The following is a 24,539-nucleotide window of genomic DNA, read 5'->3' on the forward strand; positions in this document are numbered from 1 at the left end:
CTCAACGGCCTGGCTGCCCCTTGAGATGAGCCGGCCGGAAGAGCGCGCGAGGCGGTTGTGGCTACTTCGCTTCAGTGGCCGCGCGTTCGATGGATGCCCGCGCCGCCGACGATCATTCGGCGCTTCGGGCGCGGGCCGCCACCCGCGTTTTACCTCACTTTACCGGCGGCCAGCCCTATCCAGCGATAGGTTCGATGAGGTGAGGGTCTCACGCGATGTCGCGCCCGCCCTCTCGGTTTCGGGAGACCTGAAATGGCCTATGGCTTTCTGGACATCGCCATCACGCCAAGCGTTCGCGCCGCCCAGGCCGCGATGGGCGTCGCCGAAACCTGGGTCGATTTCAAGGGTCGTCGGGAGTTTGACCGTTTCACGGACAATGAAGCAGCCTTCATCGCCGAACGCGACAGCTTCTACATGGCCAGCGTCTCGGAGACGGGCTGGCCCTATGTCCAGTATCGCGGCGGGCCCAAGGGGTTTCTCAAGCCGCTTGACGATCGCACGCTGGCCTTTGCCGACTATCGCGGCAACCGCCAGTACCTGACCCTGGGCAACGTCACCGCCGATGACCGGGTGTCGCTCATCCTGATGGACTATGCCGGCCGCGCCCGGCTCAAGATCTTCGCCCACGCCAGCGTCATGCCGCTGGAGGCCGATCCGGCCCTGGTCAAGCGCCTGGTTTCGCCGGACTACAAGGCTCATCCCGAGCGGATCATGGTGCTGCAGCTCGAGGCGTTCGACTGGAACTGCCCGCAACACATTTTCCGACGGTTCACAGAAGACGAAATCTCGCAGGGGATCGCGCCTCTGCGGGAACGCTTGGCCGCGCTCGAGAGCGAGAACGCCGCACTCCGAGCCGAGCTTGCCCAAGCCGGTAATTGAACCTTGGCCGACGTTTCGAGGGGGCTTCGCCGGCGGACCATACCGCAATTTACCGCAACTTACTGGCCCGGCCCGTGGCGAAAGGGGACCTTCGAGTCGCCGCAGCACGTGACGCTTTCGTCGGATGATGTGCGGCCATTCCAGCGGAGCCCAGCAGCATGACGACGTCGCCGAAACCCAAAACCAGTGTCCTGCCCACCGGGGGCGGGGCGGCGCTTATTGATCCCAGCGATGCGCTGATCTTGCTCCTGGACCATCAGTCGGGCCTGTTCCAGACCGTCAAGGACATCTCCGTGGCCGACCTGAGGCGGAATGTCGAGATGGTCGCCAAGCTGGCCACGCTCCTGGGCGTGCCCGTCATTACGACCGCGTCGGAACCTGCCGGCACCAACGGCCCGTTGATGCCCGAGATTGAGCAGTTCGCGCCGCACGCCGTCTATGTTCCGCGAAAGGGCGAGGTCAACGCCTGGGATAACGCGGACTTTGTCGCCGCGGTCCGAGCCACGGGGCGCACGACCCTGATCATGGCCGGCGTCTGGACCAGCGTCTGCGTGATGTTCCCCGCCCTCGATGCGCGCCTGGCGGGTTTTGACGTCTATGCGATCATCGACGCGTCGGGCGACCCCAGCGAGATGGCGTCGCGTACAAGTCTGGCGCGTTTTGTTCAGGGCGGGGTCAAGCCCATCTCCACCAACGCTCTGCTCAGTGAGCTGCATCGCACCTGGGCGCGTCCCGAGGCGGCGGATCTGGCCGGTCTCTATGGTCTGGTGTCCCCCAACTACGCCGCCGTCATCGAGAGCTTCCAAAAGGCCCAGGCGGTGGCGAGGGCGGGGGCATAGGCGTCGGCTTTCGGGAAACAGCCTTGCTCGGCGCGTTCCTGAGCAAGGCTGTTTCGCGAGGGCGATCAGACGAGGGCTGGAAGCCCGTCCATGATCGCGGTCAAGGCCAGGACGGTCTGGGCCTCCATGGCGCTGTGGCCGGCATGGGTCGTGACGAAGGTGGCCGGCGGCGCGCCGGCCGCCTTCATGGCCGCAACCAGCCTTGAGGCCTGGGTCAGCGGGCAGATCTGGTCGAAGCGACCGTGAACGATGTGGGTCGGCACGCCCGCCAGTTTTGAAATGTTTCGGACGATATAGTCCGGCTCCAGGAACAGGTTGTTGGCGAAGAAGTGGGCTTCGATCTGGGCGAAGCACAGGGCGAAATCCGCCTCACCGAACTTCCCGGGGTCGCCGGCCTGGGGGATCATGTTGGAAATCGTTCCTTCCCACATCGACCAGGCCATGGCGGCGCGCAGCTGCTCGGCGCGCTCGGCGTCGTCGCGCGGAACCCTGTCGAAGATGGCCTTGTAGGCGGCCATCATGTTGCTCCGCTTGTCAGGCGCGATGACCTCGACCAGGGCCTTCCACTCCTCGGGATAGGTGATGTAGCTGCCCGGCTCCGTGAGGCCGAACGGCGCTTCAGCGAAGGTCGCCGCATTGCCCTGGTACATGTAGAGCAGGTCTTCGGGCGCGCCTAGAAAGATCCCGCGCAGGATCAGGGCTGCGACCTTTTCCGGATGCCGGATCGCGTAGACCAGGGCCAGGGTGCTGCCCCAGCTGCCGCCGAAAACGTGCATCTTGCCGGTGATGCCCAGGGCGTCTCGCAGGGCGTTGATGTCGTTCACCAGGTGATCCGTGGTGTTACGGGTGAGCGCGATGGCCGCGCCCGCCGTCGCCACGGTCGGCTGGCTCTTGCCGCAGCCGCGCTGGTCGAACAGGATCACCCGATAGCGAGCCGGGTCGAAGAAGCGCGACATGACCGGCGCGCAAGCTCCGCCCGGGCCGCCATGCAGGAACATGACCGGCTCGCCCTTGGGATTGCCGTATTCCTCCCAGTAAAGGCGGTGGTCTGGAGCCTGATCGACCTGCAGAAGACCGGTTCGGTTGGCCGGGGTCTGCGGGTGTTTCCATTCCTGGCCCACGGTGCTCCGGGTCTGCAGAGTCGAGAAATCCATCTTGTTCTTCCTGGGTCCGTCCATGGCGAGGAACGCCTTGCTCAGACGACGAGGGCCAGAGCAAGGCGTCTTAGCCTAGTGGACGCTGCGATCCAGGAAATCGTGGATCAGCGGCGCCATGACGTCCAGCCTGTCCTCCAGGGCGAAGTGGCCGGAATCGAGGATATGGATCTCGGCCTTGGGCAGGTCGCGCAGATAGGGATGGGCGCCCTCCTCGGGGAAGATCTTGTCGTTCTTGCCCCAGACGATCAGCGTCGGCGGTTGGCGCTCGCGGAAGAACTTCTGGAAGTCCGGATAGAACGGCACGTTGGAGCCGTAGTCACCGAGCATGTCCAGCTGGATGTCGCGGTTGCCCGGACGATCGAGCAGCGCCTGGTCATGCACCCAATTGTCGGGGCTGATGCGCGCCACGTCGCCCATGCCATCCGTGTACTGGAACTTGGTGATGGCGGGGGTGACCAGGACGTTCAGCGCGTCGCGGTTCTTCTGCGAGCGATCAGCCCAGTAGACCTTGATCGGATCCCAGAACGGCGCCTGAAGGCCCTCGTCGTAGGCGTTGCCGTTCTGGACGATCAGGCCACTGACGCGTTCGGGATGCTTCAGCGCCAGGCGGTAGCCGATCGGGGCGCCGTAATCCATGACGTACATGGCGTAGCGCTTGGCGCCCAACTGGGTCACCAGCTTGTCGACGATATCGGCCTGGTGAGCGAAGTTGTAGGCGAACTGGGTGTGGTCCGGCGCGTCGCTCTGGCCATAGCCCGGATAGTCCGGTGCGATGACCCGGTACTTGTCAGCCAGCAGTGGGATCAGGTTGCGGAACATGTGCGAGGAGGTCGGGAAGCCGTGCAGCAACAGAACGACGGGGCCGTCGGCCGGTCCGGCCTCGCGATAGAAGACCTTCACCCCGTCGATGGTGGCGGTCTTGTAGTGAATGACGGGAACGGCGCGCGCCGCCCTCGGCGTGTTTGCCGCAAGGCCCGAGGCGGTCGAGATCGCTGGCGCAGAGAGCAGGCTGGCCGCCATCAGGGCGGCCAAGGTCAGAGTTTTCATGAGACGGTTCTCCTGGGGAAGGTGGTTTGGCTTGGGTGGTGGACTGGCGAGGCGGCGGGTGGCTGATGGGCAAGCCTGCGGCGCCATGGTCGAGGTCTGAGCCTCGGTTCTCGGGTGACCTTCGTGGTCGGCGTCAAAGCCGATCGAGGTCTCTGGAGGCGTAGGCGCCTTGTTCCAGGACGCTGGCCTCGATGTTGAGGATCCAGCCAAGCATCCTGCGCCGCCATCTTCCTGGCGTCGCCCCCGTCATGTGACCAAAGGTGCGGGAGAGGTGGGCCTGGTCTGAAAAGCCGCAGGCGAGCGCGATCTCGCAGAGGCGCAGATCAGTGTCCACCATAAGCCTCTGAGCGTACGCGATGCGCTTGATCATCACGTATTTCATCGGCGGATGGCCCAAGCTTTGCCGAAACGAACGGGAAAAGGCGCTGGCGCTGATCTGCACTTGCCGGGCCAGGTCCTTTACAGACATGCGTTCGGCCAGATGGGCCTCGATATAGGCGTGTACACGCTTGATCTGCCAAGGAGCCAAGCCCCCGGTCTCGATGTCCTGCTGGCCAGGAAAGACCCGCAGGCATGGGCTGCCGAGCAGACAGCAACGCGTCACGGCGGGGGCATCCTGCAGGCGCGAAACACCTCCTTTGACAACGGCCGAGGCCGCAGCTTGCCCGCGCTGTCTCGCATAGGGCTCGATCTGGGGATCAAACATCGTCCAACTCCAACAGGGGCGGCGCGTGACGCCTGAGAGTTAGAGCATGGCGGCCGCCGCTGGGGCGGTCAGGTCAAGTGGTGTTAAATTTCGTGAGAATTGGGTGGATGGGATGGGCCCAGCTCATGCGCGCGATGCAATTTTCAGGTCTCATTTTTACACATGGGTTGCGCCATTTTACGATTCTTGACGCCTTATTACTTTTCTCAAGTCTTCTCACCTTTCTATTGTCCTCGGGGTAGAATGAAGGGTTGGGTTGTACATCTCTAGGGAGGATTGACCCGACAAGCCCACAACGGGTGATCGCGCGGTCGAAGCTGGCTCTGCGAGGCGTGCTCCACATGAGGTTCAGAGGTCGACCATGGAACAGGCGCGCTTTCCAATCGACGTCGCGCTAAGGCGCATCGTGTTGGATCAGGTCGAGGTCTTCTATCGCGAGGCTGGCGATCGCGACCGACCGACGCTCATGCTGTTGCACGGCTTTCCGACCTCGTCGCACATGTTCCGCAATCTGATTCCACGCCTCGCCGAGCGCTACCACCTGGTGGCGCCGGACCTTCCGGGTTTTGGTTTCACAAAGGCTCCGCCGCGCGGGCGTTTCGACTACAGCTTCGCGCGTTTTGCCGAGCTTGTCGGGCAGTTCGCCGACGCTCTCGGCCTTGTGCGATACGCCCTCTATGTCTTCGACTACGGCGCGCCGGTCGGCTTCCGACTGGCGATGGCGCGACCCGATCAGGTCACCGCGATCATCTCGCAAAACGGCAATGCGTATGAAGAGGGGCTGAGCGATGGATGGGCGCCGACCCAGGCCTATTGGGCCGACCCGTCCGCGGCCAACCGTGACGCCATGCGGCAGATGCTGACCCTCGAGATGGCCCGCTTCCAGTACGTCCAAGGGGAGCCTGACCCGGAGCGTGTGGCCCCCGAGGCCTATTGGCTCGACCATGCTCTGATGGCGCGCCCCGGGAATGATGAGATCCAGCTCGATCTCATCGCTGACTACGCCTCCAACGTCGCTCTCTATCCTGATTTTCAGGCCTACTTTGCGAAGCATCGACCTGCGCTTTTGGCGGTCTGGGGCCAAAATGACCCCTTCTTCCTGCCGGCCGGCGCCGAGGCGTTTCGCCATGATTTACCGGATGCGGAAATTCACTTCTTGAATGCCGGTCACTTTGCTCTGGAAACCCATCTCGGTGAGATCGCCGCCTTGATCAGCATGTTTCTGGAGAGACTGGAGGCGTGCGGCGCGCGGCTCTAACCAACGCCGTGACAAGGGCTGGACCTGGCCTCGCGCTTGCCGTCGTGACGGGCTCTTGACGCCTGGCGCCGGGAAAGCGCGTGAAAGAGCGCCTCAACCTCGACAGTATCTTGGTCGGCCCTCAATGAAACCCCGGCCGCTTCAAGCTCACCGCCGAAGCTGGTTAAGGTTGGTCAAAGTCCTGGAAATATCTAAGTTGCTGTATTTTAGCAATTTTCGGTGGGAACCGAGCCGTCGAAATTGACCTCCATTTACTGGCGAACCACGGCCCTAGGACTAGATTGCCTTGGGAAAACGGTCTGTCGTGCGGAGAGGTTGGAATGGGGCTCGGGTTGCGCCGTACTGGCTCCGAGCACCTGCGTCGCCTGGTACACGCCGTGCGATGGACCCGCCGTGACCCCGTCGCGGCTGGAGCGAGCGCCTTTGACTGCTGAAATCCTGCCTGTCCACAACCCTGACCGGGGAACCCTGGTTCTGGGTCAAATCGATCTCACCGTTCACGCGGTCGTCGCCGCAGTCTTGCAAGACCTCCTTGAGCGAGAAGGCTACCAGGTGCGGACGATCATCGGCGCTCGTGGCGAGATCTTTTCCCTGTTGGGCCAGGGCTCGATCGACCTGATGGTGGCGGCCTGGCTGCCTGAAGGCGATGCTCCCTTGTGGGAGATTCATGGCGCGGGCGCCGAAGTCCTGGCCAGACTCTATGAGGGGGCGAGGTTCTTCTGGGCGACGCCCGACTATGTGCCCGAACGACAGGTGTCGTCGATCCGGGATTTGGCGGATCCGCTCATCGCCGATCAGATGGACAAGCTGATCCAGGGCCGCGACGCCGCAGCCATGATCAACACGATGTCGTCACGGGCGATCCTCGACTATGGCCTGGATCAGCTCGGCTACGCCTTTCGCGACGGTACGCGGGCCGAGTGGATCGCCGCTCATGACGCGGCGATCGCAGAGCGTCGATGGTTCATTTTCCCGACCTGGACGCCGCAGTACCTCAATCGCGGAGACGGCCTCAGACCGCTGGCTGACCCCAATGGCGTTCTGGGCGGCTCCAACAATGCGGTGCTTTTGACGCCGCGCGGCCGGATGGAGGTCATCGCGCCTCACGCCCGCCGGTTGCTCAGCCGCGTCGCCATCGGGCTTGACGGCGTTATCGAGATGGACTGGCTCGTCAATGTCGACGGACGCACGCCAAGACAGGCCGCCCGCGCGTGGATGAGCGCCAACAGCCGCCGCGTTGAGACATGGCTGCGCGACTGAGCGCCTGGCCGCTGTCATGCCGCCTGGGGGCTTTGACGCAGAGCCAGCAGCGACAGGGCCCGCTCCAGGGCGTCACCGCCGGCGCCCGGTTCAAAGCGGTCGCAGACGGGTTGCAGAAGATCCAAGGCGTCCGCCAGCCGGCCATGCTCGATCCACAGTTCCGCCAGGTTGGTGGCGGCCTTGAGCTCGTGGTCGGGGTTTCTGGCGCGCTGCGCCATGTGCAGCGCCTCTCGCCATGCCGCTTCGACGTCCGCACCCAGCCGATCGGAGACGGTCAGAGCGCCGGCGTAGGCGGTCTGAAGCTTCATGCGCATCAAGGGCTCGCAGCCCGGGCGTTCTTTTGTCAGGTCCAGGGCAAGGCGAAGACGCTCCAGGCTTTCGCCGGTGAACGCCAACTGATCCCAGAGCGGGATCGCCGCGCAGGTGAGGCGAAGTCCCAGCGTCGCGGCGCCCTCCCGACCAAGCGCCCAGTCGATCGCCTTGTGCAGGTCGTTGAGGCGCGGCGCATAGCAGGCCGTCCAGTCCTGCGCCGTGCGCCATCGGCGCTCGTGATGCGCCGGCTCGAAGACCGAGAGCACGAACGCGGCATGGCTGGCCAACACGCGCTGTTCCTCGCCGGCCTGCCGCAAGCGCTCACTGGCGTAGGCGGCGGTAGCGTCCAGCAATCGATAGAGCAGGCGCCCTTCGCAGAAGCTCGACGCCAAGAGCGACTTGGTCGCCAGATTGTTCACGCACCGCACAAGGTCATCGGCGGGTACGTCCAACAGTGCGCCGACCGCGAGGGCGTCCTCGAGCGTGAAGGCGCCTGCGAAGGTCGATAACAGTCGCAGGATCCTGGCCTCGCGGTCCGAGAGCAGTCGGTAGCTCCAGTCCAGGGTCGCCAGCAGCGCCTGGTGGCGCGCCGGAGCATTGCGGGGGCCGTAGTTCAAGACATCGAAGCTCTGCGCCAGTCGGCGCGAGAGGCCGTCGGGGTCATCCGAGCCCAGGCGAGACGCGGCCAGTTCGATGGCCAGCGGTATGCCGTCGAGCCGCCGACAGATGGCGGCGACAGCCTGGATGTCCGCCTCGCAAAACACGTATCCTGTGGCTTCATTGGCGCGCGCCACGAAAAGCCCGACCGCCGAGAAGCCCATGGCCTCTTCGCAACTGATCGTCGGGGCTTGGCTGGGACAGGCCAGGGGCGCCAGGATCTGAACCGCCTCGAACCGCGATCTGAGAGGTTCACGACTGGTGGTCAGGATCCCGATATCGGGAAGCGTCATGCGAATTTGGTCGGCCACAAGACTGATGGAGGTCAGCAGGTGCTCGCAGTTGTCAAAGACGAGCAGGCTGCGTTTCCCGCGCAGGGCTTCCAGGATCCCGCACAGCAGATCGGCCAGGGCGCCGCTGGCCCCGATCGACGACGCAATGGCCGGGCAAACCAGCCGCGCATCGCCGATGGTGGAGAAGTCGATAAAGCGTACGCCGTCCTCAAAGTGTTCGGCGACCTGCCGTGCGACGGCCACCGCCGTGGTGGTCTTGCCCACGCCTGCGGAGCCGACAATCGTCAGGAAGCCGGTCGCGACCAACTCGGCCGACAGCTCGGCAATGTCTTCGTCACGACCGATGATGACGCGTGGAGGCGGAAGGTGGTCGTGAGGCGATCCGGCCTGGGGCGGCGCGAAAGCCGGTAGGGTCTCTGTTTCAATCCGCACCGGTGTGACGAAGCGATAGCCGCGCCCCGGAATTGTGGCGATGAACGGCAGCTCCGAGCGACCCTGCAGCAGGGTTCGCCGCAGCGCCGCGATATTGACCTTCAGGTTGCTCTCGTGAACGAACGTGTCGGGCCAGGCGTGTCCGATCAATTGCTCCTTGCTGACCAGTTCGCCCTGCTTCTCGACCAGGAGGCGCAACAGATCGAGCGCGCGCGTCCCAACCCTGACGGGATAGCTGCCGCGCAGCAGCAATTGGCGCGAGGGGATCAGGCGATAGTCCCCAAAACTATAAACTTTCTCGCCGGGGGCAGCGGTCTCCCGGTCCGGTCGCCAGCTATGGGATTCTGAACTCGTCACGGTCTTCACGCGCTCCAAGGTTCGAAGTCCGGGGGCGGTGGGCGTCACGGGCCCAGCCGCCTTTTCGCGTCCCGGATGGGCCACACCTAAAGGACGAGCAACGCGCCCAGCGCCTCCAAGTCGCGCAGGCACAAATGCGAAGCTTTCGCGTGAGGCCTTCACCGGACGCCCGGTCCTGCGACGCGCCGGCTGCGGATCCCGTTGGCGGGGCGGTGAGGCTTCGAGTTCCATCTGATGGTTAAGTCGGGTAAAAGATCCTCTTCACCGGACGGCGTCGTTTTGGTTTTTCCGACCAGCGGCGCCACCGCTGTCAAAGGCGCATGGTGCGCCGATCGCTGCAGGACGCCGAAGCCGTGCCGCACCTTCGCCCGATCGACAGCTGGCTTATCGACGAGATCCTGCCCCTGGAGTCGGCGTTGCTCGCCTCGGCCCGCAAGATGGTCGATGATCCGGACGCGGCGCGGGACCTCGTCCAGGAGGCCTTTATCCGGGTCCTGACCAATGAGGGCTGGGCCCAGATCGATGCGCCGCACGCCTACATGCTGCGGTTGATGAAAAATCTGACGATCGACAAGTTGCGCCGGGCGCGGATCGCGCGCTTCGACCAATTGTCGCAAGTCGAACGCATCGACGTGGCGGACGAGGCGCCAGACGCCTTTCGCGTGGTGTCGGGACGTGAAGAACTGGCGCGCCTGAACGTGGTGCTCAACGCCTTGCCCGAGCGGTGTCGCCGGGTTTTCATCCTGCGACGCATCGAACAACGCTCGCCGCGCGAGGTCGCCCAACAGCTTGGCGTGAGCCCGTCGACCCTGGAGAAGCGCCTGGCGCGCGCGCATTTCCTGATCGCCCAGGCCTTGACGCCGGCCCCCGCCGAGCCCGCCATGGGTCCCGGCGACAGGGACACCCCGGCCTCGGCGGTCAAGGCCAGCCAGCCTCGATAGCGGTCGAGGACGCATCAAGGTGGTGGCGTTTAAGCGCTCAGACGTCCTTCTTTTGAGAGCATACGAAAGGCAGTCCCAGGCGTGATGGGGAACGAGCGATCGACGAACCAAAGGGGCGAAGAGGAGGCTCTGCGCGAGGCCGCCCTGTGGTTGGCGCGCGCCGATCTTGGGACGCTCGATCAGGACGCTTTCGAGCGCTGGCGCGCCGCCGACCCGCGTCATGCCCTGGCGTTTGTCCGGGTGGCCAGCGCGGCGCAGCGAACAGCCGGGGCCTCCGGGGACGCGCAGGCCATGACGGGCGCGGCGACACGCAAGGCGGGTCTTTCGCGTCGCTCGGCCATTGCTGCGGGCCTCGCCGCCCTGTCCGTGGGCGGCGGCGGCTTCTTCGCCAGTCGAGTCAATGCGCGGACGCGCGCTTCGACGCCGGTGGGGAGCATTCGCCGCCTGGACCTGCCCAAGGCCGGCGCTCTGACCCTCAATACGGACAGCGCCGCATCCTGGCGACGAGACGGGCCAGACCTGCGCCTTTGGCTCGATCGGGGGGAGATCGCCCTGGACCTGGCCAATGAGGCCTTGCCTGTCCACCTCACCGGCGAGCAGGGCGGGGCGTTTCTCTCCCCGGGGCGCTACAATGTCCGCTTGCGCGAGGGGCTCCTGGATCTGACGATCCTGCGTGGAGAGGCGCGAGCCGGCGAAGCCGGACGAGGTCCTGAAATCGTCGTTCGCGGGCCAAGCGCCCTGCTGCTGGCGCCGGATAGGCCCCTGGTTCGGACGGTCACCACCGAAGATCTTCAGGCCCTGGCCGCATGGCGCAACGGCGAGATCCTCTTTGTGGACCAGTCCCTGGCTGGAGCCGTCGAGGAGTACAATCGCCACCTTGTTCGCAAGATCGTCATCGCCGATCCCGCCCTCGGCGGCTTGAGGGTCGGCGGGCGTTTCGTCGCCGACGATCCGGCCGCCTTCCTTCGCGCCCTGCAAATCACCCAGGCTGTCGAGGTCACGGCGTCAGGGCGGACAATCTTACTGTCACAAAAACAACGTTAAATCGGTTTTGAGCCGGGCGCTGTTTCGGTCATCCTCGGCTAAGAGGCGGATCGAAAACGCCTTTCCATGGGGGGCATGGCCGTGAACCGTGGTGCTTTTGCAAAGACGCCGCGTTGTCTGGCGCTCGTTGTTTCGTCCACGCTCTGGATGGCGCCCTCCGCGGGGCTGGCCGCCGAGAGGACCTTCAACATCCCTTCGCGGCCCATGGGCGAGGCGCTCAACGAGTTTGCTCGCCAGGCCGGTGTGCAGATCTTTTTTCCCGGGGCGGCGGTCGCGGGCCGCCGCGCCCCGACCGTTCGGGGCGTCATGGACGCCCGGGTCGCCCTCGACAGACTGATCGCGGGCGCCGGTCTGGCGGTGGCCGATGACGATGGCCAGCTGATCATCCTGAGCGTGGCGCGCGACGATCGGCGCATCATCGCGCAACGGGCGGACCCTCGGACAAGGGCGGCCAGGCCCGACGCCGACGCGGCCACCGCGCTGGAAGAGGTCATCGTCACCAGCGGGCCGCGCGCCGGGGCCTTGAAGCGCGACAGTGAGACGGTGGTCAACACCATCACCCAGCTGGAAATTCAGCGCCTGCCAAACCTGGATATTTCGGACGTGCTGGCCCGTCTGCCCGGCGTACGCCGCAACGAGACCCAGAGCGGCGAGAACCGATACGTCCAGATCCGCGGCCTCAATAACGCCGCCGCTTCCCAGTCGATCGATGGGGTGCTGCTGACCGACTATATCAACAGCTCGCATGCGACCTCGACAGAGCTGCTTCCCGCCTACTTCACCAAGTCGATCACCGTGACCACCACGGTCACCCCCGACCTCGACGAGAACGCCAATTCCGCGCACGTGGCGCTGACGACGATCAGCGGGCTGGACAATCAGGGCAGCCGTGTCGCCGATATCCGAGCGTTTGTTGGCGACAACAGCCGCTCGGGCGGTCTTCACGATAGCCCAAGGCCCATCCGTCTGGTCGGCTCATGGCAGGGCGCTCTCGACGCACAGGGACGCTTTGGTCTGGCCATCGGCGCCAACCTCGACCGCCTGGCGTCGCGCCAGGATGCTGTGTCGACGACAAGCTTTGGCCAGCTCGACGGGGCGCTGGTTCCGGCGGGCGCCCTGACCCGTGGCGAAACCTATACGCGCACCGAGCGCCGGTCGGCCATGGCGCGCCTGGACGCCCGGCCAAGCCGGCGCCTGTCCCTGTTCGGCGAATACTTCTTCCTTCAGCATGATTTCACGACCGAGCAACGCACGGCGTCGGTGGGTGTCGCGGTGACGGACGCCCGCAACGTCACCGATCATTCGGGCCAGTTTGGCGTCGGTGCGATCCGCTATGGGTTCAACAGCGGTCATCCCAAGCTGACCGACCACATCGTCCAGCTTGGGGCGGACTACTCGCCAGGCGGCGGCGACACCCTGTCGCTGCGTCTTGGCGTGACCTTCAACAGGATCACGTCCAATGGGCTAGCCACGAGCGGCTTCGGTCTGGCCTCGACGTCGCTGACCACGCCCATCAGCTATGACTTCAGTCACGATGATCTTGTCTTGAGGCCTGGGGGCAGCGCGCTGACAGGCGACCCCGCCAACTACGGCCTGATCGGCACAGTGATGGTCGGGGACATCCTGAGCCGTGATCAGAATTATTTCGCGCGCGTGGACTACGATCACAACATGGCGCCGGCCGATCAGGGGTTTGGCTTCAAGCTCGGCGCGCAATTGAAGACGCAGGACCGCAGCAACCTTCAGCGGGGCTACGCCCGACTGCCGCCGGCGAAAGGCCTGCGGCTGTCTGAGGTCTCGACCGCGAGCGCCTTGATCCTTTTCCAGCCTGTCGACTGGAACACGGACACGCTGCTGAGCCTCCTGCGCACCCGCGGGACGCCCTCGCCGGACGCCAATGGGCTCTACGCGCAGGACCCCGCCGACGGATATGGCCAGAACTTCAACGGGTCCGAAACGGTCGGGGTCGGGTATGGCATCGTCTCGTACGGCGGATCGCGCGCCCGCCTGTCGGCCGGCGTGCGGGCCGCCCGCACCCATCGCGTCCTTGACCAGTATGAGCCTGATGCGGTGGGCCGATACGTTCAGGGCCACTATGCGCAAAGCTATTGGCATGTTCTGCCCAGCGTCTACGGCGCCTTTGACGTCACCCGGAGCCTCAAGCTTCGCGCGGCTTTCACCAAGACGCTGGAGCGACCCGCGATCAGCAGCGCCGGACGTCGATTGGTCATGAGCTACGATACGCCGGTGACGCGCTCGATCAGCTACAGCAACCCTTACCTGCTGCCGATCCGGTCGACCAATTTTGATGCTTCGGCCGAGTACTACTATGGCCAAAGCGCCTATGTCTCCTTGGGCGCCTTCGCCAAGGACCTGCGCGACATTCCCGCGACCAGCAGCAGCCTGACCATCGCCCCCGACGGCGCGCGGGAAATCACCACCTATGTGAGCAACGTGCGCGAGGTGAACGGCAAGAAGGTCTATGGCCGCGTGCGCGGCCTGGAAGCGGCCTGGACGGATCCGAAGCTTCCCGGTCTGCCCGACCGCTTTGGCAACCTGGGCCTTACCCTGTCCTATGTCTATCTGGACTACAGGTTCACCGCGCTTAATGGCGGCGGCGGGGTGGCGCCCAGCGACACCCGGCTGGTTGAAGCGGCGCCGCGCCATATTCGCAATGCGGCCCTGGCCTATAATCGCGGACGGTTAGCCGCCAATCTCTCGGTTCAACAGCTGTCGTCGACGCCGGCCTTCACCTATGAGCGGGCCAAGGACCGGCGCATCCGCTACGCGCCTTTGGTCGATCTGCAGGCCAGCTGGCGGCTCCGCGACAGCTTGAGGATCCTGGTGGAGGGCCGCAACCTGCTGGATCAGGACACGACCGATCGCGCGGCTGTCACAGACTATGGCCCGGCCTATCAGATCAAGAATAACGGCCGGACGGTCTGGTTCGGTGTCCAGATGACCTTGTTCTAGGTTTTTTGTTTCGCATCGTTTTTGCGGAAAACCGGCGTCCACTTTTCCGCACGATGCTTTGGATCGTTCCTGATTTCGGAATCCGGATTTCGTAAAAAGGCGGCGCGCTTTGGATCGCCGGCGGCCACTCACGGTTCTCCGCAGCATTCGTATCTGCGCGCCGTTTTGTTCGCCTTGGCATCGCTGAATTTCTCAATGCGACCTCGGCCTTGCTGATCACGGTTGCGAAAAGGGCGTGGGGCGACCTGACAGGGCCGTCTGGAAGGCGATCAGGGTCAGGGTTGTCCAGCCGGTGGCGAATACCCAGACCATGAGGGTCGCGATCCCGCCGGACGCAGTCCGGGCGGCGATCAGGCCGACCAGCGGAACGGCTTGCATCATGTGCGTCGCCAGGAAGTGGGCCGGGCGCAAATCGCCGACGGTGAGCGACCAGCCCGTCAGCGGCATGCGCGCCGCGCCAGGGGCTTCGGCGCCGACAGTGTGACTCATATTGCCGCCCATACGGAAAGCCGTGATCAGGGTCAGCACCGTGCAGCCGGTCAGTCCGAGGGCGATCCCCGTGCGGAGAGGAAGGGGCAGGTCGGCGGAGGGCGCGCTCGCGGCGATCACCCCGACTACGCCGGCGGGCGCCAGAATTACGACGGCGCCCAGGGCCATGGCCCCATAGAGGGCCGCATAGAGGGGCGTGCCGACATAGAAGTGCGAGGGTAACTGCCGCCCGGCCTGGATCGCGATATAGGCCAGTTCCAGCACCCCGCAGAGCGTCGAGGCGATCGCTACAGCCTTGAGGATTCCGCTGCCCTGCCAGGCCGGGCCCAACAGGGGAGCGATCAGCGCCAGGGTGGCGAAATGAACCCCCAGCGAGAGGGCGAACTTGGTCGGCTTGATCCAGATCCCTTCGCCGCCGATCAGTCTCTGATCGACCCATTGGCCGACCAGCGCCGCCGCAAAGGCCGCGAAGAAGACGAAGGTTGCACCCCACCAGATCTGCGCCGCTGAAAAGGTCACGCTGTCATCCCCGCTCTTCAAAGCTTGCCGCGACGCTGAGATTCTCGCCGCCTATCAGTGATAGACTATCACCGATAGGTTGACAGGCGAAGTCAAGATCAATTTCTGGGGGGATGGTTAAGCCGCCCGCCCATCGTCGTGAGCATATTCTGACCGAAGCCGCCAAGCTGTTCGTCGCTCATGGTGTCGCTCAGGTCACGACGCGTCAGATCGCGGGGGCGGTCGGCATCAGCCAGCCCTCGCTCTACGCCCATTTCGCGACACGCGAGGCCATTGCGGTCGAGCTTTGCCGACGCGCCTTTGAGGCGTTGCACGAGCGTCTCCTGGCGGCCTCCGCCCTTGACGCGGCGCCGGTCGAGCGGCTTCGACGCCTTAGCCGCGTCTATATTGATTTCGGCCTCGACCATCCGGCGGCGTATCGCGTGGCCTTCATGCTCGACATGCCCCGGCATGGATCAGACGAAAAGGTGGTCGTATTGGACGCAGGAGGGCGGGCTTTCGGCGTCTTGCAGGCCCTGTTCGATGAGATGCGGGGGAGCGACAGCGCCATCGCGGCCCAGTCGGCCTGGGCCAGCCTGCATGGCCTGGTCGCCCTGCTCCTGGATCGCGAGGGTTTTCCCTGGGCTGATCGCGAAGCGCTGATCGATCTGCATATCCGCGGCCTGTGCCTGGCCGCCTTGTCCACCGGACCCGTCGAGGGCTGAAATGGAGATCTTGCGCCGCCGGCCTAGCGGCGCCGGCCCAGGGTATGTCGCCGCCGCGCGGCGGCCCGGCGGGTCTTCCAAATTCTGAAATAGGGCTCGGCGAAGCTCCAGATGAACGCGGCCAACAGGGCAGCGATAACCACAATCGCCAATTTCAGGTTCACAGGGACCTCCCCAAATTTGCGTGATCATGGCGCCTCGGCGCGATCATGCGAAGCCCCACAAGTCCGGCCGGGAAAAGCAAAGCATCCCGGCCGGAGTGGGGCGTCAGCGGCTTGGGGGAACCGTTGACACTCCTGATGTGCGATGCCGAGCGGTCGTCTGCAATGGGCTGGCGATTATGTCGCAGGGCCTGGGCGCGCGCGGTTTGCAAAACCACGTACAGTTAACGGCGGGGGGAGCATAGTGAAGTGTCGCCTCGGTGACGCGTTCTGTTCCAGAGGCCCGTGCGCATGAGTTTGACATCGGAACCCGACACGCCTTTTCGCCCGAGCGACGTGGTCGACCCCAGCGCTGAGTCCGATCTGACTAATTTTTTTGAGGTCTCGCTTGATCTCCTGTGCATTCGCGACATGGGCCGCCGGTTCACCCGGGTGAACCGGACCTGGGAAACGGTTCTGGGATATCCGATGGCGGATCTGGAAGGCGGCGAGATGCTGGCCCTGGTTCATCCCGAGGATCTGGAGGCCACATTGGGACACATGGTCCGAATGGAGCAGGAGAATGAGGTCCTGGGCTTCGTCAACCGCTACCGCCATCGCGACGGCCACTATCGTGACCTGGAGTGGCGGGCCCGCCGGGTGGGCGACAAGGTGTTCGGCGTTGCGCGCGACGTGACCGAACGCCTCATCGCCGAGGCGGAGATCGCGGCGGCGAAACAGACCGCCGAGGCCGCCAATCGGGCCAAGACGGACTTCCTGGCCAATATGAGCCACGAGATCCGCACGCCGCTGAACGGCGTGATCGGCGTCGCCGCCGCCCTGTGCCAGACGGACCTGACGCCGGCCCAGCGCGAGATGGTGGATCTGATTCAGGCCTCTGGCGTGATGCTCGAGCGGCTGGTCTCCGACGTCCTGGACATCTCGAAGATCGAGGCCGGCCAGGTGCGGATCGAGGAGCGGTCCTTTGATCTGCGTGACGAACTGGACGGCGTGCTCTTCGTCAGCCGGCTGCGCGCCCAGGACAAGGGCCTGGCCTTTACGGTCGAATACGAGGCGCAAGCCCGCGGTGAGTTCCTGGGCGACATCACCCGGATCAAGCAGGTGTTGGGCAATCTGCTGACCAACGCCGTCAAGTTCACCAGCCAGGGGCAAGTGGAGGCGCGGATCGGGCTCGCCTCGCCCGAGACCGTCGACGCGCCCTATAGCCTGACGATCGAGGTCGAGGACACCGGCTGCGGGTTTGGTCCGGAGTTCGGCCAGGCCCTATTCAGTCGCTTCAGTCAGGCGGACACCACCATTACCCGCCGCTTTGGCGGTTCGGGTCTGGGCCTGTCGATCTGCAAGTCGCTGGTCGAGATGATGGGCGGCCAGATTACCGCCCATTCGGAGCTGGGGCGCGGAAGTCTGTTCCGGGTCTTTCTGCCGCTCAAATCGCGCGATCACGCTGAGGGAGCGGCGATCTCCCTGGAAGCGCCGCCGGCGTCGGGGCTCGGCCCGCAGGCTTTGCGCGTACTTCTGGCCGAGGACCACTCGATCAATCAGCGGGTCGTCCAACTGATCCTGGAGCCTTTCGGCGCCGAGGTGACGACCGTCGAGGACGGGGCCCAGGCCCTGGAGACTTTCAAGGCAGGCGTCTTCGACGTGGTGTTGATGGACATGCAGATGCCGGTGATGGACGGCCTGGCCGCCACGCGAGCCATCCGCGCGCATGAGGCGGGGCGCGGTGACGGCGCGCGGACGCCGGTCATCATGCTCAGCGCCAACGCCATGGTCGAACACCGACAGGAGGCGCTCGCCGCCGGCGCAGACTCGCACATCGCCAAGCCCGTGACGGCGGCGAGCCTGATCTCGGGCATCACCGAAACGCTGAACGCCCGCGATCGCGTCGCCCCAGGCTGATCGGGGTCAGGACTGGGCTGGCGGCAGGTGGCCTTGTCGCCCTAGAGAACGCCCATGGTGACGGCGCGGGGCTGGGCCTGGGCCAGACGGTTGCGGGCCGGGTACAGGAACGGGGCGGCGCTGATCTCGAACGTGTCGCCGACCCGGGTCTGGAATCCGTCGGAGAACGATAGGGTGGCCGTGCCGAAGAAGTGCACATGCACGTCGCCCGGGCGGCGGAACAGGTCGTACTTGAAGTGGTGATGTTCCAGATTGGCGAGGGCATGGGACATGTTGGCCTCGCCGGACAGGAACGGCTTTTCCCAGACGACCGCGCCGTCGCGCAGGATCCGGCTGGCGCCGCGGACGTCGGCGGGCAGGGGGCCTGTCAGCAATTCAGGGCCAAGGGCCGCCTGACGCAGCTTGGAGTGGGCCAGCCACAGATAGTTGCCGCGCTCGATGACGTGATCGGAGAACTCGTTGGCCAGACAGAAGCCCAGGCGATGGGGCGTTCCGTCCGGGCCGATCAGATAGACTCCGGCGATTTCGGGCTCTTCGCCGCCGTCCTGGGCGAAGGCGGGCGAGATCAAGGGCGCGCCGGGCGGCACGATGTGCGACCCGTCGCCCTTGTAGAACCACTCCGGCTGAACCCCGACCGCGCCGTCTGCAGGCTTGCCGCCTTCGACGCCCATCAGGAACATCCGCATGGAGTCGGTGAGCGGCGCGCCGGCGCCGTCCTGGCTGGCCCCCTTCTGGCTGGCTTGGGCCGCCTTGTGCATCTTGTCGCGCCCCTCGGCCGAACCGAGATGGGTCAGGCCGGTGCCGGTCAGGATCAGGTGGGCCGGATCGGGATGATCGATGGGCGCCAGCACCCGGCCTTCCGCCAGGGCGGCGACGACGTCGATCTCGTCGCCCCAGGGGCGGGACTGCGCGGCTTCCGCCAGGGTGGAGCCGGCCTTCAGTGCGGCGGCGGCCAGTTCGAGCAGGGTGTCAGACCCCGCGACGCGACGCGCCAGGCCTGCGTCATTGACCGCCGCGAGAAACCGCGCGCCGTTATGGTCCTCAAGTTGCACGAACCGTAGCACCATGGCGCTCGTGGCCTCCTGATGGGTTGATATTTAGTCAGACAAATAGCGATCCCATGTGGGCTGTCAAACAGGATCGGCGAGCATGGGCCCGTACTTTGCCGGTTTGAAGGCCTGCAAAAGGCGCATGACACCGGCCCCGCAAAGGGCTTTCAGAGCCTTGGGGCCTTGCTTTGGGTCTGAAATGCCTTGTCGCCAGACAGGGGGGCTCGCTAGTGTTCTCGTGCGTCCGGATCGGCGGCCCGGGTTCCTTCTGGCCGCCGGGCGGATCGGAAGCGGAGCGCGTGTGCGAAAAAAGACGGGCAAGACCAGCGACGGTGATCCGGCGCGTGAGGGCGCTTCTTCCAGCCGGATCCACGGCCTGATCGCGCGCACGCTCGGCGTGGCGATCGTCTCTGGCCAGTATGCGCCCGGCGATATCCTGAAGAACGAGATCGATTCCAGCGAACAGCTGCAGGTGTCGCGCAGCGCCTATCGTGAGGCGATCAGGATCCTGGCGGCCAAGGGTCTGGTTGAAAGCCGGCCCAAGACCGGTACGCGCGTCAGTCCCCGGCAGCGCTGGAGCCTGCTGGATCCCGAGGTGCTGGCCTGGCTGTTTGAATCCGAGCCGACCGAAGAGTTCCTCAAGGGGCTCTATGAGCTGCGGATGATCGTCGAGCCCGCCGCTGCGGCGCTGGCGGCCGAGCGGCGCGATGACGCCCAACTGGAGCGGATGCGCAAGGCGCTGATCCAGATGGAGCATGAAACCCTGGCTACCGAGGCTGGCCAGGCCGCCGATCGCGACTTCCATGACACCGTACTGGAAGCCACCGGCAATGCGCCGTTGTTCACCCTGAGCAGCAGTATTGGCGCGGCGGTGCGCTGGACGACCATCTTCAAGCAGCGCAAGCGCGAGCTGCCGCGCGATCCGATGCCCGAGCACTGGAAGGTGTTCGACGCCATCGCCGCCGCTCGCCCCGACCAGGCCCGCCAGGCGATGGCGCATCTGGTGGGTCTGGCGCTGGAGGATACGCGCGCCGCGATCGAATCCCAGGGCTAGGTGTCACAGGACAACGGCCTCTGGCCGACAGTCATCGCCAGCCCTGAAGGATGAACGCAAAGGCCTCCGACGGTGTTGGGCCATCGGGGGGAGCGTTGACGGCGCGCCAGGTGCGGTATAGTCAGACAATTGGATAGAGCGAAACGTGGGGATCGTCGGTCGGTCCGCTGGGGCGGGGCAATCTTCAAACTCCGCGCGAGACGCTGCCGATGTAGAGACTCCAAGGACCGTCATGAGCCCTGCCGCCGTTCCGCCCCGCGCCCTTCGCTCGCGCGCCTGGTTCGATAATCCGGACAATGCGGACATGACGGCGCTCTATCTGGAGCGCTATCTCAATTTCGGCCTGTCGCTGGACGAGCTGCAATCGGGCAAGCCGATCATCGGCATCGCCCAGACGGGCAGCGACCTGTCGCCCTGCAACCGTCACCACCTGGTTCTGGCCGAGCGGGTGCGCGAAGGCATCCGCACCGCCGGCGGCATCGCCCTGGAATTCCCGGTCCACCCGATCCAGGAAACCGGCAAGCGGCCGACCGCGGGCCTGGACCGCAACCTCGCCTATCTGGGTCTGGTCGAAACCCTCTACGGCTATCCGATCGACGGGGTGGTGCTGACCATCGGCTGCGACAAGACGACCCCGGCCTGCCTGATGGCTGCGGCGACGGTGAACATCCCCGCTATCGCCCTGTCGGTCGGCCCGATGCTGAACGGCTGGTACAAGGGCGAGCGGACCGGTTCGGGCTCCATCGTCTGGAAGGCGCGCGAACTGCTGGCGGCCGGGGAGATCGACCGCGCCGGCTTCATCAAGCTGGTGGCCAGCTCGGCCCCCTCGACCGGCTATTGCAACACCATGGGCACGGCCACGACGATGAACTCGCTGACCGAGGCCCTGGGCATGTCGCTGACGGGGTCGGCGGCCATTCCCGCGCCCTATCGCGACCGCCAGCAGAACGCCTACGAGACCGGCCTGCGGATCGTTGATCTGGTGGCTCAGGACATCAAGCCGTCCGACATCCTGACCCGCGACGCCTTCCTCAACGCCGTGGTGGTCAATTCGGCGATCGGCGGCTCGACCAATGCGCCGATCCATCTGAACGCCCTGGCCCGCCACATCGGCGTCGAACTGACCGTCGACGATTGGCAGGCCCATGGCGAGGACGTGCCGTTGCTGGTCAATCTGCAGCCGGCCGGCGAATATCTGGGCGAAGACTACTATCGGGCCGGCGGGGTGCCGGCGGTGGTCAACCAGCTGATGGGCCAGGGCCTGATCCGCGAGGACGCCCTGACCGTGTCCGGCCAGACCCTTGGCGAGGCCTGCCGGAACGCGGTGATCGAGGACGAGGCTGTGATCCGTCCGTTCGATCGGCCACTGGTCGAGCGCGCCGGCTTCGTGGTCATGCGCGGCAATCTCTTCAACTCGGCCATCATGAAGACCAGCGTCATCAATGCCGAGTTCCGCGACCGCTATCTGTCCAACCCCGACGATCCCGACGCCTTCGAGGGCGACGCGGTGGTGTTTGACGGTCCCGAAGATTATCACGCCCGCATCGACGATCCGGCGGTCGGCATCACCGAACACAGCGTGCTGTTCATGCGCGGCGTGGGCCCGATCGGCTATCCGGGCTCGGCCGAGGTCGTGAACATGCGCGCGCCGGACTATCTGATCAAACGCGGCGTTCGCCAGTTGCCCTGCCTGGGCGACGGTCGCCAGTCGGGCACGTCGGGCTCGCCCTCGATCCTCAACGCTTCGCCCGAGGCCGCGGCCGGCGGTGGTCTGGCCCTGCTGAAGACCGGAGACCGTGTACGGATCGACCTGCGCAAGGCGCGGGTGGACGTTCTGGTCGCGCCGCAGGAAATCGCCGCCCGCCGCGCCGCGCTGGAGGCGGCCGGCGGCTATGCCTATCCGGCAAGCCAGACCCCCTGGCAAGAGATCCAGCGCGGCCTCACCGGTCAGATGGACACCGGGGCGGTGCTGGAGCCGGCGGTCAAATATCAGCGGATCGCCCAGACCAAGGGTCTGCCCCGCGACAATCACTGAAACGCCTGCCGACGAACGGCGAGCCCTGGGAGGAACGACCATGAAGTTGAGAACGCTGCAGCACGCGCTCGCGGCCGGCCTGACCGTCGCCGCCCTGGCGACCGGAGCGGCCATGGCCCAGACGGCGGTCACCGGCGCCCTGCGGGCCGACCAGCCCGGCGCGCGCATCGCGCCCGAGGTCTATGGCCAGTTCGCCGAGCATCTGGGTCGCGGAATCTATGAAGGCGTCTGGGTCGGGGAAGACAGTAAGATCCCCAACACCAAAGGCTATCGCACCGACGTCGTCGAGGCGCTGAAGGCGATCCACGTGCCGGTGGTGCGCTGGCCAGGCGGCTGCTTCGCGGACGACTATCACTGGCGCGAGGGTATAGGCCCGCGCGACAAGCGGCCCACCAAGGTCAATGTCAGCTGGGGCGGGGTCGAGGAAACCAACGCTTTTGGCACCCACGAATTCATGGACTTCGCCGAACTGATCGGCGCCAAGACCTATGTCGCGGGCAATGTCGGCACGGGCAGTCCGCAGGAGACGGCCGAGTGGATCGAATATCTGACCTCGCCGACCAACTCGACGATCGCCAACCAGCGCCGCGCCAACGGTCGCAAGGAACCCTGGAAGCTCGACTATTTCGGGGTCGGCAACGAGAACTGGGGCTGTGGCGGCGAGATGACGGCGGCCCACTACACCAACCTCTATCGCAACTTCGCGGGGTTCATCCGTGTGCCGAATGGAACGAAGACGGAGAAGGTGGCCGGCGGAGCGAACTCCTTCGACTACAACTGGACCGAGACGCTGATGGCCGGCGCGACCAAATATATGGATGCGATCAGCCTGCACTACTACACGATCCCCAGCGGCAAATGGGAGATCAAGGGCTCGGCGACGCAGTTCGACGAACAGGCTTGGGCGGACACCATGGTCCAGGCCCTGCGCATGGACGAGTTGGTCACAAAGCACAGCGCCATCATGGACAAGTACGACCCTGCAAAGCGGGTCGGGCTCTATGTCGATGAATGGGGCATCTGGCACGATGTTGAACCGGGCACCAATCCCGGCTTCCTGTACCAGCAGAACACGATGCGCGACGCCGTGGCGGCGGCGGCCACCCTGAACATCTTCCACAAGCATGCCGACCGGGTGCGTCTGACGGCCATCGCCCAGATGGTCAATGTGCTGCAGGCGATGATCCTGACCGACAAGGACAAGATGGTCCTGACCCCGACCTATTGGGTCTATGACCTCTACAAGCCGTTCCAGGGCGCGACCCAACTGCCGATCGAGATCACCAGCCCGGCCTATGTGCTGGGCGGCTCCAGCGTGCCGGCGGTGACCGCGTCGGCGGGGCGTGACCCGGCGGGCGTCGTGCATCTGGCCCTGGTGAACCTGGATCCGACCCGGTCGGCCACCGTGACGATCAAGCTGACCGGCGCGACGGGCAAGGCGGTGAAGGGCCGGGTGCTGACCGCCTCGGCCATGTCCGCACATAACACCTTCGAGGCGCCCAATCGGGTCAAACCGGTCGACTTCAAGGGCGCGACGATCAAGGGCGATGTGTTGACCGCGGTGCTGCCGTCCAAGGCGGTGGTGGTGCTGGACTTGAACTAAAGCATCGTGCGGAAAAGTGGACGCCGGTTTTCCGCAAAAACGATGCGAAAACAAAAACCTGGAGCAAGGCGCGTGGGTCCGATTTCTCGCGCCTTGCTCTAGGCGGCTAGAGGTCGCCGCCGATCCGTTCGACCTCGCCGGCCAGGGCCGGGATGTCGAGGATCCGCAAGGTGCGGCCGGTCTGGGCGATGATGTTCAGGCCGGCCAGGCGGTTGAGTTCGCGGGTCACGGGCTCGCGCTGACTGCCGACCAGAACGGCCAGCTCGGCATGGGTGGGGCAGGGGCGAATGACGGCCTGCTGACCATCGCCGCCTGACGCCGCCGCCATCCGCAGCAATTCGATGTCGACGCGGCAGGCCACAGACACCGCGGTCAGTTCGAACAGTCGCTCGGTCAGGCCGCGCGTCAGGCCTGCCAGGTCTTCCAGCAAGGCTCGCATGAAGCGCGGCGAGTCCTCGAACAGTCGCCGCACCAGGCGCTGGGGCAGGCGGGCGATGCGCGCGTCCTCCACGGCCACGACGTTCACCGATCGAGGCCGCCCGTCAATCGCCGCGATCTCGCCAAAATAACTCCCCGCCTGCATGCGCCGGTAGCCGACCTCGCGGCCTGAGCGCGCGTACTGGTTGGCCAGAAGCACGCCCTCCAGCAGCAGAAAGATGCCGCCGTCTTCATCCAGGCGCTGGATGATCAGTTCGCCCTTGCGGTACTGCAGGTGGTCGATCATCGACGACAGGGCGTCGACCTCATCCCGCGTCATGTATCGGAACAGCGTATTGGCGCGATAGTCGTCTTCAGGCGACGACGAGAAGGGGGTATGGCTCCGGTCGCGCGAGGGCGTCGGGGGAACTATGGTCAACGAAAACGCTCCGGC

General features: G+C 65.3%; 20 protein-coding genes. 12 read left to right on the top strand and 8 right to left on the bottom strand.

Going from position 1 to position 24,539, the window contains the following annotated elements; translation table 11 throughout:
* Window positions 1-252 precede the first annotated feature (252 nt).
* Both ACW18B_RS06325 and ACW18B_RS06330 read left to right on the top strand, forming a co-directional pair.
* Window positions 253-879, top strand: coding sequence for a pyridoxamine 5'-phosphate oxidase family protein (locus tag ACW18B_RS06325; protein ID WP_492050486.1), 627 nt, complete (start codon window positions 253-255; stop codon window positions 877-879).
* Between the two features lie 158 nt (window positions 880-1,037).
* The gene (locus ACW18B_RS06330) at window positions 1,038-1,718 is read left to right on the top strand and encodes an isochorismatase family protein (RefSeq protein ID WP_492050488.1); all 681 of its coding nucleotides are present in this window, start codon (window positions 1,038-1,040) and stop codon (window positions 1,716-1,718) included.
* Between the two features lie 65 nt (window positions 1,719-1,783).
* On the opposite strand, the gene pip is transcribed toward ACW18B_RS06330, so the two are convergent.
* From pip to ACW18B_RS06345, 3 genes are all read right to left on the bottom strand, one after another.
* Window positions 1,784-2,872 carry a prolyl aminopeptidase gene (gene pip, locus ACW18B_RS06335; protein ID WP_492050490.1) on the bottom strand — a complete coding sequence of 363 codons (1,089 nt, stop codon included), beginning with the start codon at window positions 2,870-2,872 and terminating at the stop codon, window positions 1,784-1,786.
* A gap of 75 nt (window positions 2,873-2,947) precedes the next feature.
* Window positions 2,948-3,922: an alpha/beta fold hydrolase gene (locus ACW18B_RS06340; RefSeq protein WP_492050492.1), complete on the bottom strand. Its 975-nt coding sequence runs from the start codon at window positions 3,920-3,922 to the stop codon at window positions 2,948-2,950.
* Window positions 3,923-4,055: 133 nt separating this feature from the next.
* Window positions 4,056-4,628 (bottom strand): helix-turn-helix domain-containing protein, encoded by a 573-nt coding sequence (locus tag ACW18B_RS06345; RefSeq protein ID WP_492050494.1) that lies wholly within the window; start codon window positions 4,626-4,628, stop codon window positions 4,056-4,058.
* A gap of 361 nt (window positions 4,629-4,989) precedes the next feature.
* Here ACW18B_RS06345 and ACW18B_RS06350 point away from each other — a divergent pair, with 361 nt between their 5' ends.
* Both ACW18B_RS06350 and ACW18B_RS06355 read left to right on the top strand, forming a co-directional pair.
* Window positions 4,990-5,886: an alpha/beta fold hydrolase gene (locus ACW18B_RS06350; RefSeq protein ID WP_492050495.1), complete on the top strand. Its 897-nt coding sequence runs from the start codon at window positions 4,990-4,992 to the stop codon at window positions 5,884-5,886.
* Window positions 5,887-6,309: 423 nt separating this feature from the next.
* Window positions 6,310-7,146, top strand: coding sequence for a glycine betaine ABC transporter substrate-binding protein (locus tag ACW18B_RS06355; RefSeq protein ID WP_492050497.1), 837 nt, complete (start codon window positions 6,310-6,312; stop codon window positions 7,144-7,146).
* 14 nt (window positions 7,147-7,160) lie between these two features.
* On the opposite strand, the gene ACW18B_RS06360 is transcribed toward ACW18B_RS06355, so the two are convergent.
* The gene (locus ACW18B_RS06360) at window positions 7,161-9,197 is read right to left on the bottom strand and encodes an ATP-binding protein (RefSeq protein ID WP_492050499.1); all 2,037 of its coding nucleotides are present in this window, start codon (window positions 9,195-9,197) and stop codon (window positions 7,161-7,163) included.
* A 323-nt stretch (window positions 9,198-9,520) separates the two neighbouring features.
* Between ACW18B_RS06360 and ACW18B_RS06365 the strand changes: the two genes are divergently transcribed.
* The 3 genes from ACW18B_RS06365 (at window position 9,521) to ACW18B_RS06375 (ending at window position 14,155) form a co-directional block, all read left to right on the top strand.
* Complete coding sequence (locus ACW18B_RS06365) at window positions 9,521-10,138, top strand: RNA polymerase sigma factor (protein WP_492050501.1); 618 nt, start codon at window positions 9,521-9,523, stop codon at window positions 10,136-10,138.
* 84 nt (window positions 10,139-10,222) lie between these two features.
* The gene (locus tag ACW18B_RS06370) at window positions 10,223-11,182 is read left to right on the top strand and encodes a DUF4880 domain-containing protein (RefSeq protein ID WP_492050502.1); all 960 of its coding nucleotides are present in this window, start codon (window positions 10,223-10,225) and stop codon (window positions 11,180-11,182) included.
* Between the two features lie 147 nt (window positions 11,183-11,329).
* Entirely contained in the window at window positions 11,330-14,155 is a 2,826-nt protein-coding gene (locus ACW18B_RS06375; protein WP_492050503.1) for a TonB-dependent receptor, read from the top strand.
* Here ACW18B_RS06375 and ACW18B_RS06380 read toward each other — a convergent pair.
* Together ACW18B_RS06380 and ACW18B_RS06385 are read right to left on the bottom strand one after the other, a co-directional pair.
* Window positions 14,152-14,283, bottom strand: coding sequence for a hypothetical protein (locus tag ACW18B_RS06380; RefSeq protein ID WP_492050504.1), 132 nt, complete (start codon window positions 14,281-14,283; stop codon window positions 14,152-14,154). The two genes, ACW18B_RS06375 and ACW18B_RS06380, sit on opposite strands and share 4 nt — an antisense overlap.
* 88 nt (window positions 14,284-14,371) lie before the next feature.
* Entirely contained in the window at window positions 14,372-15,163 is a 792-nt protein-coding gene (locus tag ACW18B_RS06385; protein ID WP_492050505.1) for a hypothetical protein, read from the bottom strand.
* A 113-nt stretch (window positions 15,164-15,276) separates the two neighbouring features.
* On the opposite strand from ACW18B_RS06385, the gene ACW18B_RS06390 reads away from it, so the two are divergent.
* The gene (locus tag ACW18B_RS06390) at window positions 15,277-15,867 is read left to right on the top strand and encodes a TetR/AcrR family transcriptional regulator (RefSeq protein ID WP_492050506.1); all 591 of its coding nucleotides are present in this window, start codon (window positions 15,277-15,279) and stop codon (window positions 15,865-15,867) included.
* A gap of 452 nt (window positions 15,868-16,319) precedes the next feature.
* The gene (locus ACW18B_RS06395; RefSeq protein ID WP_492050507.1) at window positions 16,320-17,927 is read left to right on the top strand and encodes a PAS domain-containing hybrid sensor histidine kinase/response regulator; all 1,608 of its coding nucleotides are present in this window, start codon (window positions 16,320-16,322) and stop codon (window positions 17,925-17,927) included.
* A 41-nt stretch (window positions 17,928-17,968) separates the two neighbouring features.
* Here ACW18B_RS06395 and araD1 read toward each other — a convergent pair whose 3' ends face one another.
* Entirely contained in the window at window positions 17,969-18,994 is a 1,026-nt protein-coding gene (gene araD1 / locus ACW18B_RS06400; RefSeq protein WP_492050508.1) for an AraD1 family protein, read from the bottom strand.
* A gap of 283 nt (window positions 18,995-19,277) precedes the next feature.
* On the opposite strand from araD1, the gene ACW18B_RS06405 reads away from it, so the two are divergent.
* The 3 genes from ACW18B_RS06405 to ACW18B_RS06415 all read left to right on the top strand — a co-directional run bounded on the left by ACW18B_RS06405 (window position 19,278) and on the right by ACW18B_RS06415 (window position 23,668).
* The gene (locus tag ACW18B_RS06405) at window positions 19,278-20,030 is read left to right on the top strand and encodes a FadR/GntR family transcriptional regulator (RefSeq protein WP_492050509.1); all 753 of its coding nucleotides are present in this window, start codon (window positions 19,278-19,280) and stop codon (window positions 20,028-20,030) included.
* A gap of 232 nt (window positions 20,031-20,262) precedes the next feature.
* A complete protein-coding gene (locus tag ACW18B_RS06410) occupies window positions 20,263-22,065 on the top strand; it encodes an IlvD/Edd family dehydratase (RefSeq protein WP_492050510.1) in 1,803 nt (600 codons plus the stop codon).
* A gap of 40 nt (window positions 22,066-22,105) precedes the next feature.
* Window positions 22,106-23,668 carry an alpha-N-arabinofuranosidase gene (locus tag ACW18B_RS06415; RefSeq protein WP_492050511.1) on the top strand — a complete coding sequence of 521 codons (1,563 nt, stop codon included), beginning with the start codon at window positions 22,106-22,108 and terminating at the stop codon, window positions 23,666-23,668.
* Window positions 23,669-23,774: 106 nt separating this feature from the next.
* Here ACW18B_RS06415 and ACW18B_RS06420 read toward each other — a convergent pair whose 3' ends face one another.
* Complete coding sequence (locus tag ACW18B_RS06420) at window positions 23,775-24,524, bottom strand: Crp/Fnr family transcriptional regulator (RefSeq protein WP_492050512.1); 750 nt, start codon at window positions 24,522-24,524, stop codon at window positions 23,775-23,777.
* Between the last annotated feature and the right edge of the window lie 15 nt (window positions 24,525-24,539).

The sequence above is a fragment of the Caulobacter sp. FV2ps19 genome (assembly GCF_058681035.1).